Below are 16,786 nucleotides of genomic sequence, written 5' to 3'. Positions count from 1 at the left end.
GCTGGCGCGGCGCAATCATCGGCACGAAAACGTCCGGGATCACGCCCTGTTCGCTGTCAGCGTCAGTTCGCCGCCGATGTCGCGGTGGCTCGTAGCATGGGGATGTGCCCCAGTCTGATGATGTCTACGAGCGCGTAACCCATGGCCCTGATGTTCCGCGCGGTCTTCCACTTGTTGTGTTGCTGACCGGTTTCACCGACGCCGGTGCCGCCGTTGCCGGAACCGTGGACTACATGCGCACGCACGCTGACCTGCAGCCGGTGGCGATCTTCGACAACGACGTATTGCTCGACTATCGCGCACGCCGGCCGATCATTACGTTCGAGGCGGATCACCTGACGAACTATGTGCCGCCGCGGCTCGAGCTGTGCGTGGCGCGTGATGCGCTCGGACAACAGTTTCTTCTCCTGGCGGGCTATGAACCCGACTTCGCATGGGAAGCATTTGCAGACGCGGTTCTCGACCTGGCTGATGACTATGCCGTTTCTTCTATGACGTGGGTGCATTCCATCGGCATGCCTGTTCCGCACACGCGCCCGCTGGCGGTCACCGTGAGCGGCAACCGTCGCGACCTTATTGATCAGTACTCGGGGTGGAAGCCGCACACCCAGGTTCCGGCGACCGCAGGTCACCTGCTTGAGTATCGCTTTGCCGAGGAAGAGCACAGCGTCGCTGGGTTTGTGCTCCTGGTGCCGCACTATCTGGCAGACACGGATAACCCGGAAGCAACGATCGCGACGATCGAGTGGATTGCACGCGCCAACGAGTTGGCCTTCCTGTTTGACGATTTGTCGAACGATCTCGAGGAGTACCGCGGCAAGGTTGCCGAGCAGGTTGCAGCGAACGACGAACTGCAGCGACTGATTTCACGACTCGAGCGCCAGTACGACGCTTACCGCGCCGGAACCACGGCGACGGGGGAGGCATCGCCCCTGCTGGGAGGTGCGCCCATGCCGTCGGCGGATGAACTTGCCGCGGAGCTGGAGCGATATCTGGCGAATCGTCCGAGTGATGACGATAAGGGAACGACGGCCTAGATTCCGAGTCTTTTCGCGCATGTAGGCGGCGCGGCGGGAATAATTGTGGTGCCCGCGCGTTACTTTCTTTACGTGTTGTCATGGCGGAGCGCATCCGTATGAGACAATGGAGAATCGACCCGTTGTCAGGGCTGTATTCGTGATCGTTTCACGACGCAGGACTTGACAAGGGTCTTACTAGTGTCCGAAACCTCCGGATCCTCCGGTGAAAGGTGAAACGTGACCCCTGCTAGCAAGAATGCGCAGGCCCCTCAGGACGAGACTGAGAAGAAGGCCCCTGCGCGCAAGACGAAGGCGGCCACCGCAGCCACGACCGCGGCTAAGCCTGCCGCGAAGAAGACAGCGGCTAAGACCGCTACCGCTTCTGCAACACCCAAGGCGAAGACGGCGAAGGCCGCTCCCAAGGGTCGCAAGAAGAAGGAAGACGAACCAGCCGAAGACGAAGAGATCGACGGCGAAGATGTCGAACTCGGCGAGGCCGGCGGTGTCGAAGGCGACTCTGCCAAGCCCGGCAAGGACGATGACGAAGACGACGACGAGGGCAGCGACACTCGCAAGCCTGCGATGACCGAACCGCTGCCGACAGGCGCGATCGTGCTCACCGCAACGGACGAAGACGACGCTCCGGTTTTCGCGACGCAGATCACCGGCGCAACCGCCGACCCTGTCAAGGACTACCTGAAGCAGATCGGTAAGGTTCCGCTGCTGAACGCAGTGGAAGAGGTTGAGCTCGCACAGCGTATTGAGGCTGGCCTGTTCGCCGAAGAGAAGCTGTCGACCATGACGGCCGCCGAGAAGCAGGCCCAGCTTGGCCTTGACCTGCAGTGGGTTGCTCGCGATGGCCAGCGTGCCAAGAGCCACCTGCTCGGCGCCAACCTCCGTCTCGTGGTTTCGCTTGCGAAGCGTTACACGGGTCGTGGCATGCAGTTTCTTGACCTGATCCAGGAAGGAAACCTGGGTCTGATCCGTGCAGTCGAGAAGTTCGACTACACCAAGGGCTTCAAGTTCTCGACCTATGCCACCTGGTGGATCCGTCAGGCGATCACCCGCGCCATGGCTGACCAGGCTCGTACCATTCGTATTCCGGTTCACATGGTTGAGGTCATCAACAAGTTGGCGCGCGTTCAGCGTCAGATGTTGCAAGACCTCGGTCGCGAACCCACCCCTGAAGAGCTTTCGCGTGAACTCGACATGACCCCTGAAAAGGTTGTCGAGGTGCAGAAGTACGGCCGCGAGCCGATTTCGCTGCACACGCCGCTTGGTGAAGATGGCGACAGCGAGTTCGGTGACCTTATTGAAGACACCGAAGCCGTGGTTCCGGCGGACGCCGTGGGCTTCACGATGCTGCAGCGTCAGCTTGAGTCGCTGCTTGACTCGTTGTCTGAGCGTGAAGCTGGCGTTATTCGCATGCGGTTCGGCCTCGGCGATGGCCAGCCCAAGACGCTTGACCAGATCGGTGACACGTTCGGCGTGACGCGTGAGCGCATCCGCCAGATCGAGTCGAAGACGATGGCGAAGCTGCGTCACCCGAGCCGTTCGCAGTCGCTCCGGGACTACCTCGAATGAGCTCGGCAGCTAACGAGGGCAAGAACCTCGAAATCGTTGTCGACGGTGAGTCGTTCCAGCGCATCCCGATCAAGACCCGCGTGGTCATGCCCGGCGATGACCTCGACGAATTCATTACCGAGTACGCCGCCGGCAAGGCTGTTGAGGGCGACGTTCTCTTCGTTACGGAGAAGATCGTTGCCATCACGCAGGGCCGTTCGTACCGGCTCGATGAGATCCAGGTACGCCCGCTCGCACGTTTTCTGTCAAAGTATGTGACGCGCACTCCCTACGGCATCGGACTCGGCATGCCCGAGACGATGGAAATGGCGCTGCGTGAGTGCGGTACGCCGAAGATCCTGTTCGCGGCTGCTGTGGCGGCTGTGACCAAGGCGTTCGGTCGCAAGGGTGACTTCTATCGCATCGCGGGCGACAAGGCCCGCGCGATCGATGGCCCCACGAGCGGAACTATTCCGCCGTACAACCAGGCTGTTGTGCTGGGCCCGGAGAAGCCGAAGGCGGTCGCATACCACCTCAAGGAGCTTCTCGACACGAAGGCTGGCGTCGCCGTCGTTGACATCAACGACCTCGGCGGCAACATCCTCGGGTCCACGCTTCCGAAGGACGGCGAGGCTCGCCTCATCAAGATTCTGAAGGACAACCCGCTCGGCCAGGGACACCAGTCCACGCCGCTCGGCATCATCCGCCGCGCGTAACGTTCTGCTGAACCGCTGACGTTTCAGGTCCCCCTCACGCTTTTCGTGAGGGGGACCTGTCGTTTACTCAGAGCGTTTGCAGGCCGCGTCTCAGGCGCCCCCTGTCCTCAGCCCCATCGTTCCCGCCCGTCGCGCCCCCTGGTTCCGTGCCGCGTTCCCGTGTAGCCCCATGGTTCCGCACGTCCAGCCGCATGGTTCCCGCCTGTCGACCCAATGGTTCCCGTCCGCTGCCCCATGGTGCCAGCCCCATGGGCCCGTGCCCCCCCATGGTTCCCGCCTGTCCATCCGCATGATTCCCGCCCGTCAGCCCCACGGTTCCCGCCCGTCGCAACCCATCGTTCCGCCTGTCGGGCGGACTCGTACATTGACGCGTCATTTGGCGAGGCCGATTGCGCCTGCGTCGTTTTGCCGGGCGGTTTGTGCGGCGTGTGCTCCATCGCCCCGGCTTTGGGGGTGAATGCCCGGCTTGCCTGGTGTTTCCCGGCTTGACACGTGGTTCCCGGCTTGACACGTGGTTCCCGGCTTGACACGTGGTTCCCGGCTTGACACGTGGTTCCCGGCTTGACACGTGGTTCCCGCCGGGCCCGGGCGCGTGGCCCCGCGACTTGAGCCGAGGGGCCACGCAACGTCGATCGCCCCCGCCATTTCGCGGTGTATCCAGTTATGCATGAGCCTCGCCAGTTACGCATGAGCGGACGGTCTTCTTCGGGGCGACACGCCGGAAAAGTCGGCTGCGAGGAAGACTGACTCATGCATAACTGAAATCGCTCATGCATAACTGGAATTACCGGCTCGATAGCCGCCTTAGAGCACTGCCTTGGATAACCGCCTAGGATCACTGTCTTAGGTCGCTGCCTCGGTCGTTCCTCCACAAGTGGTGTCGGATTGGTTCTGTCCACGGATCTGCACCGCGCCAACCAACCCACGCGCGCTGAGCGGACTGTGGAGGGATGGATCCACGTGAAGCACTCGCTCGGCTCGGTGGCGTCGCGCGCACCCATCAGATGGCTGCGTACGGCGTGACGATGGATGAGGCACTGGCTTCGGCTGAGGCGGGGGCCATTGCGCGATTGCGTAAGGGCGTCTATGCCCTCGACAGCACACAGCCCGTCGCCGTCGCGGCGGCGCACGGTGGTGCGCTCACCTGTGTCAGCGCCCTGGCAATGCGCGGGGTCTGGGTCCTCGATGTCCCGTTGCGCGCGCATGTAGAACTTGGCGTTCCTGGGCGTCGCCACTCGCACCGCAACTGCACGTGCGTGGATCACCATACTGCGCCGCGCACGTCGTTCGGCATCGTTTCGGTCTTCCATGCGCTTTTGACGGCATGGCGGTGTTTGTCAGTGGAGTCGTACTTCGCCGCGTATGAATCGGCTTGGTATCAGGGTTTCATCTCGGACGCGGAGCGGGCGTCGATCCGAAAGGCGGTGCCGACCCACATTAGGCAGTGGCTGGCGCGTGCTCGGGGCGATGCCGGGTCAGGGCTTGAGTCGATTTTTCGATTTCGGCTCATGCTCGAGGGCATCGAGCTTGAGTCGCAGGTTGAAATCGAAACCGTTGGCCGGGTCGATTTTCGGTGCGGGCGGGTGCTGATTGAAGTCGACGGACGACGGAACCATGAGTCGGCGGCAGACAGAGAAAAGGATCTGCGGAGAGATAACGCGGCGATTCGGCTCGGGTACTTTCCCCTGCGGTTCTCCTTTTCTGAGGTCATCCGCTCCTGGCCGCAAACACTGCAAACCGTGCTGGCTGCCATTGAAGCCACCCGGTGGGAACCAGAGCCAGCGGGGGCGGACGGGCGCGGAGCGCCTACTTCTGCAGGCTGAAACCGACGGCGTCTTCGTAGCGCTTGATGAGGCCCGTGCGCACGCCCGACACCGACGGCTTCATCTGGAACACCGACGAGTTGTGGTTCGCCTCAAGAATCGCGGGGCCAGACGGCGTCAGCGCGACATCCCAGCCAACATAGGGCGTGTGGGGGAGGCGGTGCGAAAGCTTCTCCACAAGCGCCACCATGTCGCGGTACATCGGAACCTGGAATCCCTTTATCGCGACGCCGGTCGCCGGGTGCATTTCGTACGCGTTCGAATGCTTGTCGACGGCACCGTACATCGCGACACCATCATCATCGAGCATCGTGAACATACCGCCGCCAGCAAAGTTGTCGATCACGCCACCGTTGCCGATACGCAAAACACCGGCGATCACGTGAAAAGTGCCCTGCTTATCGAGATACGTGATCAGACGCACGGTATTGACGGAACCCGGATACAGTCGCGCCATCTCTTCGTGCTGCACCAGAAACTGCTCAACGAGTGTCTGGTTCCGCTCAATCAAAAGCGCCCGGAACGCCTCGGCATCTGCCGCGTCGCCAGCCTCGTAGCGTCCGAGTCCGTGACCGCCGAAGCCGTCGGCAGGCTTGGCCATCACAGCGCCGTGCTTCACAACGAACGCCTGAAGCTCTTGCGCAGAAGCCGTCTTCGCGTCGATCCACTCGCGCCCCATGACGTCGGCAAAATCCGCATTGAATTGGAGCTTGTTCTCCATCACTTCACGCGATTCAGCGCCGTTCAGCGTCTTCGTCAGCCGGTACGACTTCGGGTGCGTCATCCAGGTACGACGCTCCTTCGCCTTGAGCAGGCGAATATCCCACACCGCATAGTCACGAAAACCCATTTCGTACCGCACCGAGCACCACAGCATGTCGGCAATAATGACCGGCAGCGGCGCTTTGCTCACGCGCTTCGTCTGCTTGGCGAACTCCACGATGTTGGATCCCGACACATTGCGGGCGCGATCAAAGAGGTACTTCATGCGAAGCGCGAGTTGAGCCATTGCTCGATTCTATCTGGCGAGGCGCGCGGAACCCCTGAGCGCGACCGCGGTGCGCGGCACAGAACGCGAGAACCGTCACCAGAGAACCGGAGCCAGCGAACCGGAACGCGAGAACCGGAACCAGAGAAGCGCCATTCGGGCGCGGCTCAGTTTCTCCCGGGGTGCGACGCGTAGAATGGGCACTTCCAGTGTTCGGCGCCCCTGGCGTGACGAAAGGCAACGATTCCTGATGCAGATTGATCTGAAGGCGCGCGTTCGGTACTTGGCGAACCGGCTCCGCAACTTCAACCCCGGACGCATCTGGGAGCTCGCGCAGAAGATTGGCAAGGAGCACAAGCGTGCCACCTTCCCGATCTTCGTTGACATGCTCTATTCGGCTGCCTTCAAAGACACCGCGTTCATCGACTATTACGAGGCCGACTTCGCGTCGCTCACTCGTGCGGAGCGCAAGACGTTTATGACGTCGCTGCTTCAGCACCACATTGCGGTCAAGGTCAACGACCAGAAGATCGCTGAAGACAACTTCATTTCCAAGCTCAACTTCAACCGTCGCTTCGAGAAGTACCTGGGTCGCGAATGGCTTGACCTGCACGATAAAGACGCGGCAGCTCTGGAAGAGTTCGCGAAGCGTCACCCGGTCTTCATCGCGAAGGTGCCGATCAGCCGCGAAGGCCACGGCGTGTTCCGCTATGAAGCGAAAGACATTACCGACTGGACCGCCTTCTACAACGAGCTCGTCTCCAAAGACCAAATGCTCATCGAAGAGAAGATCACCCAGCACCCGTACCTCGCTGAATACTGCGCAGGCACCGTTAACACCACGCGCATCACCAGCTACTTCGATGGCACGAACGTGCACATCCTGGTGCGCGTGCAGAAGTTTGGCCGCGGCTCGGTCTCCGACCAGTTCTCGTGGGGTGGCTTCTTCACGATGCTCGACGAAAACGGCAAGGCTGTCGGCCGAGGACACAACGGCAAGAACGACACCTTCTACGAAAATCACCCGGACTCGGGCAAGTCGATCATCGACTTCCAGGTGCCGCTGTGGGACGAAGTCGTCGCGCTCATCACCGAGGTTGCGCAGATCATTCCCGAGGTTCCGTACATCGGCTGGGATGTCGCGGTCGGCCCCAACGGACCGATTCTCATCGAAGGCAACTGGATTCCCGGACTCTACGAATCCCGCGTGCTCGCCACCGGCATCCGCCGCGGCACGCGCCCCGCACACGAAGCGGTCATGACCTTCTGAGCGTATGACGCAGCTGCTTTCGCGAACGCTCCCGCGCGCCCTGGTGAGCGCCGGCGCCCTTCGCGCCAATCTTGAACTCATCAAACAGCGGCGTATACGCCAGTCGCTCGGTGAGGCACTGATCGACGTTCGCGCCGACGCCTACGGTCACGGCGCTGACCTGGTGACCTCGCTCGCGAAAGAGCTCGATATGTTCGGCGTCAACCGTGGCGCCGGTGCGGCCGAGGTTTTTCGCTCGCCCTCCGGAGATATCGGGCCAGGCGTCATCGCGGCCGCTGATGTGCCGCCGCGCATGACGCTCGGGCTCGCAGACGGTGCGTTTCGCCCGGCGCTCACTCTGGTTGGCGAAGTGCTCGGCGTGAAGCAGCTGCGCGCAGGGGAAGGTGTCAGCTACGGCCACACTTTCGTCGCCGCGGCTGACACCCGAGTCGCTCTGGTGACAGGTGGCTACGCTCAAGGCCTTGTGCGCTCGCTTGGCAACAAGCTCGCTGTGAGCATCGCTGGCACCCGCCACCGCATCGTAGGGCGCGTCGCAATGGACGTGTGCGTCGTCGACGTGGGAGACGCAGCAGTATCGCGCGGCGATGATGTGGTGCTGCTCGGAGACCCACAGCGCAACGAACCGGCACTGGCCGAGTGGGTTGAGATCACCGGCATGCCTGCAGAAGAACTGGTGACGCTCGTCGGCTTGCGATCACGACGAGAGGTCGTCGCATGAGCTCCGCACAGTTTGAGATCGACCTCGACACTTTCGCCGCCAACCTCGCCACCATTCGCCAGCGCGTCGCGCCGGCCGACCACATGCTCGTCGTCAAAGATGACGCGTACGCCCACGGGCTCGAGCCCATCGTGACGCGCGCATGGCAAGAGGGCGTGCGCTGGATCGGTGCACTGGATGTGGCCACCGGCGTGCGTGTGCGCGAGGTGCTGGGCGCTGACGCCCGAATCTTTGCCTGGATGCTGCAGGGCCCACACGACATTGCTGACGCCGTTGCGGCACAGCTCGACTGTGGAATCGGAACCGAAGAGCTCCTCGAAGATTTAGCCGCTGGTTCTGGAGGTGCCCCGGTCGCCGTGCACCTCAAGATCGACACCGGATTGCACCGCAACGGCGTGCGCCCGGAACGATGGCGAGCCTTCGTGGAGCGAGCGCACGAACTCGAGGTTGCAGGCACCATTCACGTGCGCGGCATCTGGTCACACATCGCTGAAACCTCGGACGCTTCCGATGACGAAGCGCGGGCGATCTTCGACTGGGCCGTAAGCGAAGCGCGTGCGACGGGACTGAAGCCCACACGCATGCACCTCGCGGCGAGCGCTGCCGCCTTTGCGCGCCCCGAGTACCGCTACGACATGGTTCGTATCGGCGCTTTCGCCTACGGAATCCGCTCAACTGATGGGCCGAGCGACGCAGAACTTGGCATTAAAGGGATCGGAACCGTCACGGCCGGAGTCGCATCGGTCACGGAGGACAGCGTGGTGCTTGACGCGGGATTTGAGGCGCTCACGTCGTTGGCTATTGGCCACGTCAACGTGCACACTCCCGATGGCTCTCGCGCCGTCACCGCGATCGGCGCTGACGAGATCGTCTGCGAGCCGTGGCCCACTGGCGAAGGCGACCGCGTCGCGCTATTCGGTGGTTCCGCTCTGGAAACGGCTACCGACATTGCGGAGCGCATCGGAACCATCGGTGAAGAACTCGTACTGCGTGTGAGTCCTGAAGTGCCGCGTCACTACCTGCCGTAAGTCGTCTTGTGTCGCGCCGCCCGCTCAGGGGCGGCGCACTCCGTCTCGATCCGGTCGCTCGGCGTGCGGGTGCGGGGGAGTGAAACGCAGAAAAGGCACCGACGAATCGGTGCCTTTTCTTATGTGTGCGCGAAGGTCAGTCGACCTCTGCGAGACGTGCTGTCTCGTCGTGCCACGTCGTGGCTACCGCGCGAAGCTTCTCTTCGTATTTACGACCATGGTGCGCGCAGAACAGGAGTTCGCTGCCGTTTACCTCCGCGGCAATGTATGCCTGCGCGCCGCAGGAGTCGCAACGATCCGCTGCTGTCAGGCGGTAGGACACGGTCTCCGTCTGCGTAGTTGCTGTCGTCATCGGGTGCCTCCTCGTGTCGTTTCCCTGGTGTTCGGGTTCTATTTATCAAACCACGCAATTCTGAGCGCGGGCCGGTTCAGCCCCCGTGTTTCGCTCACCGCGTACGCCAACGCCGTGGTGGACGGACTGAGGCCCACGATACTGCGCGTCAATAGGCGGGAGTGTCGGTGCGGGCGATTAGGCTTGATCATTGTGACCTCCGAGTATTCCGCCCATCATCTTCAGGTGCTCGAAGGCCTGGAGGCTGTTCGTAAGCGCCCCGGTATGTATATCGGCTCGAACGGTTCGCCCGGTCTCATGCACTGCCTGTGGGAGATCATTGACAACTCCGTTGACGAAGCTGTTGCTGGCAACGGATCCACCATCGACGTTGTGTTGCGCGCTGATGGCTCCGTCGAGGTGCGCGACAGCGGTCGCGGTATCCCGGTTGACGTTGAGCCCCGCACCGGCCTCACCGGTGTCGAGGTTGTGTTCACAAAGCTCCACGCGGGTGGCAAGTTTGGTGGCGGCTCGTACGCCGCTTCCGGTGGTCTGCACGGTGTCGGTGCCTCCGTTGTCAACGCCCTGAGTGAGCGCCTCGATGTCGAGGTTGATCGCGGCGGCAAAACCTACGCGATGTCGTTTCACCGCGGAGAACCCGGAAACTTTGCTGATGATGGTGAGGCGCGCCCTGACGCGCCGTTCACTCCGTTCAAAGATGGCAGCGAGCTGCGGGTTATCGGCAAGGCGCGTAAGGGCGTCACCGGAACACGTGTGCGCTACTGGGCAGACAAGCAGATCTTTACGAAGGATGCAGAGTTTCAACTCGAAGACCTCCGTACCCGCGCCCGCCAGACCGCTTTCCTGGTTCCGGGTCTCGGCATCACGATCACCGATGAACGCGGTGAAGAGCCCATCGAAACCACGTTCAAATACGACGGTGGGCTGAGCGAATTTGTTGAGTACCTCGCCACCGACGCGCCTGTCACTGACACGTGGCGTGTGCAGGGCGAAGGAACCTTCAAAGAGACCGTGCCGGTGCTGCAGGCAAACGGCTCCATGGTTACAACCGAGATCGAGCGCGTGTGCCACGTCGATATCGCAATGCGCTGGGGCACCGGATACGACACCACGACGCGTTCCTTCGTCAACATCATTGCGACGCCGAAGGGCGGAACGCACCAGCAGGGCTTTGAGCAAGAGCTCCTCAAGCAGATGCGCAGCGAGATTGAGAAGAATGCGCGTCGTTTGAAGGTCGGCAACGACAAAGTTGAGAAAGACGATGTGCTCGCGGGCCTCACGGCCGTGCTCAATGTGACGCTGCCTGAGCCGCAGTTCGAAGGCCAGACGAAGGAAGTGCTTGGCACTCCTGCGGTGAAGTCGATCGTGGCCCAGGTGCTTCGCAAAGACCTGCAGAGCCGCTTTGCCTCCACCAAGCGTGACGACAAGACGCAGGTAGCTCAGCTGCTCGACAAGGTTGTCGCCGAAATGAAGGCGCGTGTGTCTGCACGCGCGCATAAAGAAACCCAGCGCCGCAAGAACGCGCTGGAGTCCTCTTCGCTACCCAACAAGCTCGTTGACTGCCGCTCGAACGACGTCGAACAGTCTGAACTGTTCATCGTTGAGGGTGACTCGGCGCTCGGCACGGCAAAGTTTGCCCGCAACAGCGAGTTCCAGGCGCTGCTGCCCATTCGAGGCAAGATTCTCAACGTGCAAAAGGCTTCGGTGAGCGACATGCTCTCCAACCTCGAATGCGCGGCCATCATTCAAACCGTTGGTGCTGGTTCCGGTCGCTCGTTTGATCTCAGCCAGGCGCGCTACGGCAAGGTGATTCTGATGAGTGACGCCGATGTTGACGGCGCTCACATTCGCACCCTGCTGCTGACGCTGTTCTACCGCTACATGCGTCCCCTCGTTGAGGATGGCCGCGTGTATGCCGCTGTGCCGCCCCTGCACCGCGTCATCGTCATGAACCCGGGCTCCAAGCCCAACGAGACGATTTACACCTACAGCGAGGCTGAGCTGCACAAACTGCTCGCCAAGCTCACGAAGTCGGGCAAGCGCTGGCAAGAGCCGATTCAGCGGTACAAGGGTCTCGGTGAGATGGACGCTGAGCAGCTCGCATCGACGACGATGGACCGCGCAGGCCGTCTGCTGCGCCGAGTGCGTTTGGAAGACGTCGAGGCCGCCGGACGGGTATTTGAGCTGCTCATGGGCACCGACGTGCCACCACGCCGCGAGTTCATCATCGAGTCCTCCGACCGGCTCTCGCGCGAAGCTATCGACGCCTGATCGCGCCGGATAGAAAAACCCGCCTGTTCCAGCGAGCAGGCGGGTTTCGTTTATCGTTGCGTGCTTATGCGATGGCGGAACCAATGAATCCGACGACCGCGTCGAGCGCGGTTCCGGAACCATCACGGCGGGAGCCGCCTGGAGGCAGGACACGGGCGGAACCATCGGTTCCGATAGCCCGTGGATTCTCGCCGACCCACGCGACGGTGAGTCGTGACTCGCCCTTGAGGAACGCGTGCGCGCGCACACCACCGGTTGCGCGGCCCTTGCTGGGGAACTCGGAGAAGTCCGAGACCTTCGCGCGGCCTGCATCAATACCGTCAATGAACGCATCGGCGCCCGATACCGTGGCGACGATGGCCTCGGCACCGATCGGAACCACGTTGAACGCGATCACCGATGCACCGGTGGCAAGCTTCACACCGGCCATACCGCCTGCAGGGGCACCCTGCGGACGCACCATGGCTGACGAGTAGTGCAGAAGCTGGGCGTCAGACGTGACGAAAACAACGTCGGAGGCGTCGGGGGCAAGAGCCGCGCCAACAACCTCGTCGCCAGACTTGAGGCCGATGATTTCGACTTCAGGTCGCACCGGGATCGTCGAAGGCACAATGCGCTTGACAACACCCTCACGGGTTCCGAGCGCAAGTGGCGTCTCATCATCGAATCGGATGAGGGCGAGAACGCGTTCCTTCTTGTCGGTAATGCCCAGGTAGTCGCGGAGCGGAACGCCGGCGGCCAACTGGACGGACGCAGGCGGAATCGACGGCAGATCGACGGGGGAGAAGCGCAGAACGCGGCCCATGTTGGTGACCGCACCGACCTCGGCGCGTGTTGTCGTCTCCAGCGTTGCGAGCACGGCATCATGCTTGCTGCGTCGTGCGGGTGTCGCGATCGTTTGCCCTTCGGCAAGCTCAAGACGCACCGCGCGACCGGTTGCCGACAGCAGGATCTGAGTGGGGGAATCCGCAATCTGCAGGTCAGCGGCGGCCGCCTTTGCCGAGCGAGCAACCGCAGGCTTGGCATTCATGAGGAGCGTGCGCCGCGGCGTGCCGAACGTGTCGGCGGCCGCGTCAAGCTCGGTGGCGACCTGCTTGCGCAGGAGTGCGGGGCTTGACAGGAGTTCTTCCAACGCTGCGATCTCAGCGAGCAGCTTGTCGCGCTCAGACTCGAGTTCAATGCGCGAGAACTTGGTGAGGCGGCGCAAACGCAACTCGAGAATGTACTCCGCCTGCAGCTCGGACAGCTCGAAGACCTGCTGCAGACGCTGACGTGCCGTCTCCGAGTCGTCAGATGACCGAATGACCTGGATGACTTCGTCAATGTCGAGAATGGCGAGGAGGAGGCCCTCAACCAGGTGGAGGCGTTCCTTGCGGCGCGCGACACGGTAGTTCGAGCGGCGGGTGACAACCTCGATGCGGTGCTTGAGGTAGACCGACAGGAGTTCCTTCAAGCCGAGCGTGCGCGGCTGGCCTTCAACGAGGGCAACGTTGTTGATGGAGAACGAGTCTTCCAAAGGCGTCAAGCGATAAAGCTGCTCAAGAACCGCATTGGCATCAAAGCCGGTCTTGACTCCGATGACCAGGCGCATGCCATTCAGTCGGTCAGTGAGGTCCGTGACGTCGGAAATACCCTGCAGCTTCTTCGAGTTGACGGCGTCCTTGATCTTGTCAATGACGCGCTCGGGGCCCACCTGGTAAGGCAGTTCCGTCACGACGATCCCTGTGCGGCGCGGGCCAAGCGGCTCGATCGACACCTTGCTGCGCACCTTAAACGCGCCGCGCCCGGACTCGTACGCGTCCTTGACACCGTCGAGACCCATCACTATTCCGCCTGAGGGGAAATCCGGGCCCGGGATGAACTCCATGAGCTCTTCGGTCGATGCGTCCGGATTCTCCAACAGGTGCAACGCGCCAGCGACAACCTCGATGAGGTTGTGCGGTGCCATGTTCGTTGCCATACCAACGGCGATGCCGCTGGCGCCGTTGACAAGCAGGTTGGGGTAGCCGGCGGGCAGCACGGCGGGCTGCATGAACTGTCCGTCGTAGTTCGGAACGAAATCAACGACGTCTTCGTCGAGATTTTCCGTCAGCGAGAGTGCTGGTGCCGCGAGGCGCGCTTCGGTGTAACGCGAAGCGGCAGGGCCATCGTCAAGAGAACCAAAGTTGCCGTGGCCATCAACCAGTGCGACGCGCATAGCAAACGGCTGTGCAAGACGCACCATGGCGTCGTAGATGGCAGCGTCACCGTGGGGGTGCAGCTTACCCATCACCTCACCGACAACGCGGGCACTCTTCACATGGCCCTTGTCTGGGCGCAGACCCATGTCTGCCATTTGGTACAGAATGCGGCGCTGAACCGGCTTCAGACCATCGCGCGCATCAGGAAGAGCGCGGGAGTAGATAACGGAATACGCGTACTCCAGGAATGACCCTTGCATTTCTGCAGAGACATCGACGTCTTCGATGCGTTCTTGGATGGGTTCATTCGTCGGTGTGTTGCGAGGCATACGGTGCGGGCTCCCGGAGAGCGAGTGGGGGGAGCGTCAGCTCCTACGTCAGGCGGGTTTTCTTCACGATATGGAAGACTGACCACGATGCCTTTTATGCTACCTGTCCCCGCCGCACACTCTCGGAGCATCACCGGGGTGGCGTCGGAGTTGCTTGCCGCGATGACCGGCGAATCCGCCTTCGGACGCGCGCGATCTGTCGTCCTTGTCGTTATTGACGGGCTCGGCATCATGCAACTGCGCGCACACTCCGGGCACGCCCGTCGCCTCAGCGCGCTCGTCACCAAACGCGGGGTCGGCCACTCCGTTTTCCCTTCGACGACGGCAGCGGCGCTCACCGCAATCCTGACGGGTGCTGACCCGGGTACACACGGCCTCGTCGGCTACCGCGTCATGAACACGGCCACTGGCCAGCTTGCCAATCAGCTTTCAGGGTGGGAGCACGATGGCCTCGACCCGGCGACGTGGCAGCGGTGCGAGACCATTTTCGAGCGCGCTGCGCGTGCCGGCCATCGCACGTTCGCCGTCGGCCCCGCGGGCTACGCCGGTTCTGGCTTCAGCCAGGCGGTTTTGCGCGGTGCCGAGTACGTGCCCACTGACGTGTTGCGTGAGCGCTTCGCGAAGGCGCTCGCTCTCGCCGACGAGCACGATGGTTCCGTCGTCTACTGCTACATGCCTGAGGTCGACAAAGCCGGCCACAGCCGCGGTATCGACAGCGCGCGGTGGCTTGCCGCGCTGGAAGATGTTGATGCGGCGTTTGCGCCGAGCATTCCCGACGGCGTTGGGGTTCTCATCACGGCGGATCATGGAATGATTGACGTGCCAAACACCCGGCACGTGCTGCTGGGCGAAAAGGATCCACGCTGGCAGGGCGTTGCTCATCTCGGAGGCGAACCGCGCATGCTGCACGTGTACGCGGAACCAGATGCCGACGTGCGAGCGCTGGCTGAGCGCTGGCAGGTGCACAGCGGCAATACGGCAGACGTGGTGACGCGTGACGACGCCATTGCCGCTGGCCTCTTTGGTGCTGTGAGCGTCGACGTCGTACCGCGTATCGGAGACGTTCTGGTCGCCGCCCGCGGGCTCTGGGCTTTCTACGACGACACCCTGGACGATAAGGGCGCGCAACGAATGATCGGCCAGCACGGCTCGATCTCGCCGGAAGAGCTGATGGTTCCGATGCTGCGCGCTGGCGCATTTGCGCAGAACTGACCCACGGCGCGAGGCTCGCCGTATTCCGCTCGCTGCGGTGTGGTGAGTTGCTATTCGTCGGTGCGCGCGCCGAACACAATGTCGTCCCACGACGGCATAGACGTGCGGCCCTTGCGGCGGCCGCCCTGATGCTTGTCGCGTTCGGCAGCTGCGCGCTTTTCTGCGACGATCTCATCGTCGTCGTGGTCGGGCTCTGTGTTCGAGGCTGACTTGTCGAGGTCGCCGAACAGCGACACCAAGCCGTCGTCATTTGCGCGACGTTTGGGGCCAGGTGCTGCGGGTTCTGCTGGGGGCTCACTCACCATCGGCGCAGGTTCGCGCTGACCGCGCCGGCGCCTCAGCGCTTCCAGCAGGTCGGCCGTGTCAGGGCTCGTGTGGTTCTCGGGCTCAGGAGCACGCTTCACCGCAGCATCTGCGGCCGTTGTCGGGCGCGACGCGGGCTCAGCTTCGGCTTCGGCGCTTTCGGGCTCGGCAGCCGGCTCGGGGTCGGGCAGACGCCGCGGCCCGAACGCGCCGGAATCAAAGCGCGAGTCATCCTTGAACGGGTTGCTATCCAGCGCGCGCAGACGCGGGATCAGCCCCTCCGGGAGGGAACCTTGTCTGGAGAGCTGGGTCGCGTCCGTGTTGAGGGGAGCGAGAGTGGAGCGGCGAGGGTCAAACGACCAGCGCGCGTCATGGTCGACATCGCTCGCGGTGAACTCGACCTTAATGGTCCAGCCCGCGTCGTCTTTCCAGCTGGACCAGAGTTCGCCTTCGGCGCCGACATCCGCGAGCTTTGCGCGAATGGCTGCTCCGAAGCTGAGGGAACCATCCGGTTCCAACTCGCCACCCATCAGCACGGGAACGGCGAGCGCTTGGTTCACGATGTGTTCGCGCTCGGCGAGGACGGGCCCTTCGTAGCGTTCGACATCGGAGACGGTGGTACCGAGAAGTTCAGCGACCTCCGCAGCCGAAAGGCCAGCGCGAATGTGCATTTGAATATCGCGGGGGCTGGCGCGGGGCGTGTCGTTTGGCGTCGCAGCGGGGCGCGCCTTGCGCAATTCGACACGCAAGACGTCGTCGATCGCAACGGAGAAACGTTCGCCGGATTCCGTCGCGAGGATGAGCTTGTCATCCTCCGTGCCGACGATTGTGAGCTGATCCATGGCCAGGCCTCTTCCGAACGTAGGTTTACCGAAACATCGTGACACAGACCAGCGCAGAAACCGGGGAATAGAACGGGCGCGCCGCGGGTTTTGAATCGAAGTGCGCACCGGAATTGAGAGAAAAGTGTTGACTATCGATCTGAAAGTCGGTATTGCATTTGCTAAACGGCTC

General features: G+C 62.4%; 13 protein-coding genes. 9 read left to right on the top strand and 4 right to left on the bottom strand.

Going from position 1 to position 16,786, the window contains the following annotated elements; genetic code table 11:
- Positions 1 to 104: 104 nt before the first annotated feature.
- The 4 genes from KTJ77_RS06940 to KTJ77_RS06925 all read left to right on the top strand — a co-directional run bounded on the left by KTJ77_RS06940 (position 105) and on the right by KTJ77_RS06925 (position 5,121).
- Positions 105 to 1,037 carry a PAC2 family protein gene (locus KTJ77_RS06940; RefSeq protein WP_217337702.1) on the top strand — a complete coding sequence of 311 codons (933 nt, stop codon included), beginning with the start codon at positions 105 to 107 and terminating at the stop codon, positions 1,035 to 1,037.
- Positions 1,038 to 1,256: 219 nt separating this feature from the next.
- Positions 1,257 to 2,603 (top strand): RNA polymerase sigma factor, encoded by a 1,347-nt coding sequence (locus KTJ77_RS06935; RefSeq protein ID WP_217337701.1) that lies wholly within the window; start codon positions 1,257 to 1,259, stop codon positions 2,601 to 2,603.
- The gene (locus KTJ77_RS06930; protein WP_217337700.1) at positions 2,600 to 3,298 is read left to right on the top strand and encodes a coenzyme F420-0:L-glutamate ligase; all 699 of its coding nucleotides are present in this window, start codon (positions 2,600 to 2,602) and stop codon (positions 3,296 to 3,298) included. Before KTJ77_RS06935 ends, KTJ77_RS06930 begins: the two co-directional genes overlap by 4 nt.
- A 950-nt stretch (positions 3,299 to 4,248) precedes the next feature.
- Entirely contained in the window at positions 4,249 to 5,121 is an 873-nt protein-coding gene (locus tag KTJ77_RS06925) for an endonuclease domain-containing protein (protein WP_217337699.1), read from the top strand.
- Here KTJ77_RS06925 and KTJ77_RS06920 read toward each other — a convergent pair.
- Positions 5,105 to 6,130: a sugar-transfer associated ATP-grasp domain-containing protein gene (locus KTJ77_RS06920; protein WP_217337698.1), complete on the bottom strand. Its 1,026-nt coding sequence runs from the start codon at positions 6,128 to 6,130 to the stop codon at positions 5,105 to 5,107. The genes KTJ77_RS06925 and KTJ77_RS06920 overlap by 17 nt on opposite strands.
- A 229-nt stretch (positions 6,131 to 6,359) precedes the next feature.
- Here KTJ77_RS06920 and KTJ77_RS06915 point away from each other — a divergent pair, with 229 nt between their 5' ends.
- Genes KTJ77_RS06915 through KTJ77_RS06905 form a run of 3 tightly spaced genes read left to right on the top strand, consistent with a single transcriptional unit; the run spans position 6,360 to position 9,125 of the window.
- On the top strand, positions 6,360 to 7,379 hold the full coding sequence (locus KTJ77_RS06915) for a sugar-transfer associated ATP-grasp domain-containing protein (RefSeq protein ID WP_217337697.1): 1,020 nt from the start codon (positions 6,360 to 6,362) through the stop codon (positions 7,377 to 7,379).
- A 4-nt stretch (positions 7,380 to 7,383) separates the two neighbouring features.
- Positions 7,384 to 8,097, top strand: coding sequence for an alanine racemase C-terminal domain-containing protein (locus KTJ77_RS06910; protein WP_217337696.1), 714 nt, complete (start codon positions 7,384 to 7,386; stop codon positions 8,095 to 8,097).
- The gene (locus KTJ77_RS06905; protein WP_217337695.1) at positions 8,094 to 9,125 is read left to right on the top strand and encodes an alanine racemase; all 1,032 of its coding nucleotides are present in this window, start codon (positions 8,094 to 8,096) and stop codon (positions 9,123 to 9,125) included. The genes KTJ77_RS06910 and KTJ77_RS06905 overlap by 4 nt, the downstream gene beginning before the upstream one ends.
- 136 nt (positions 9,126 to 9,261) lie before the next feature.
- Here KTJ77_RS06905 and KTJ77_RS06900 read toward each other — a convergent pair whose 3' ends face one another.
- Entirely contained in the window at positions 9,262 to 9,477 is a 216-nt protein-coding gene (locus KTJ77_RS06900) for a hypothetical protein (protein WP_217337694.1), read from the bottom strand.
- A 189-nt stretch (positions 9,478 to 9,666) separates the two neighbouring features.
- Between KTJ77_RS06900 and KTJ77_RS06895 the strand changes: the two genes are divergently transcribed.
- Complete coding sequence (locus KTJ77_RS06895) at positions 9,667 to 11,748, top strand: DNA topoisomerase IV subunit B (RefSeq protein WP_217338377.1); 2,082 nt, start codon at positions 9,667 to 9,669, stop codon at positions 11,746 to 11,748.
- A 64-nt stretch (positions 11,749 to 11,812) separates the two neighbouring features.
- Here the strand turns inward: KTJ77_RS06895 and KTJ77_RS06890 are convergent, their stop codons facing one another.
- The gene (locus KTJ77_RS06890; RefSeq protein WP_217337693.1) at positions 11,813 to 14,257 is read right to left on the bottom strand and encodes a DNA topoisomerase (ATP-hydrolyzing) subunit A; all 2,445 of its coding nucleotides are present in this window, start codon (positions 14,255 to 14,257) and stop codon (positions 11,813 to 11,815) included.
- 96 nt (positions 14,258 to 14,353) lie between these two features.
- On the opposite strand from KTJ77_RS06890, the gene KTJ77_RS06885 reads away from it, so the two are divergent.
- Positions 14,354 to 15,469: an alkaline phosphatase family protein gene (locus KTJ77_RS06885; protein WP_217337692.1), complete on the top strand. Its 1,116-nt coding sequence runs from the start codon at positions 14,354 to 14,356 to the stop codon at positions 15,467 to 15,469.
- 50 nt (positions 15,470 to 15,519) lie between these two features.
- Here the strand turns inward: KTJ77_RS06885 and sepH are convergent, their stop codons facing one another.
- The gene (gene sepH, locus KTJ77_RS06880; protein ID WP_217337691.1) at positions 15,520 to 16,614 is read right to left on the bottom strand and encodes a septation protein SepH; all 1,095 of its coding nucleotides are present in this window, start codon (positions 16,612 to 16,614) and stop codon (positions 15,520 to 15,522) included.
- Between the last annotated feature and the right edge of the window lie 172 nt (positions 16,615 to 16,786).

It is taken from the genome of Microbacterium sp. NC79 (assembly GCF_019061125.1).
In the GTDB taxonomy this organism is placed as follows: Bacteria; Actinomycetota; Actinomycetes; order Actinomycetales; family Microbacteriaceae; genus Microbacterium.
The sequence above is the reverse complement of the archived record's forward strand: the minus strand, read 5'-3'. Positions and strand labels throughout refer to the sequence as shown.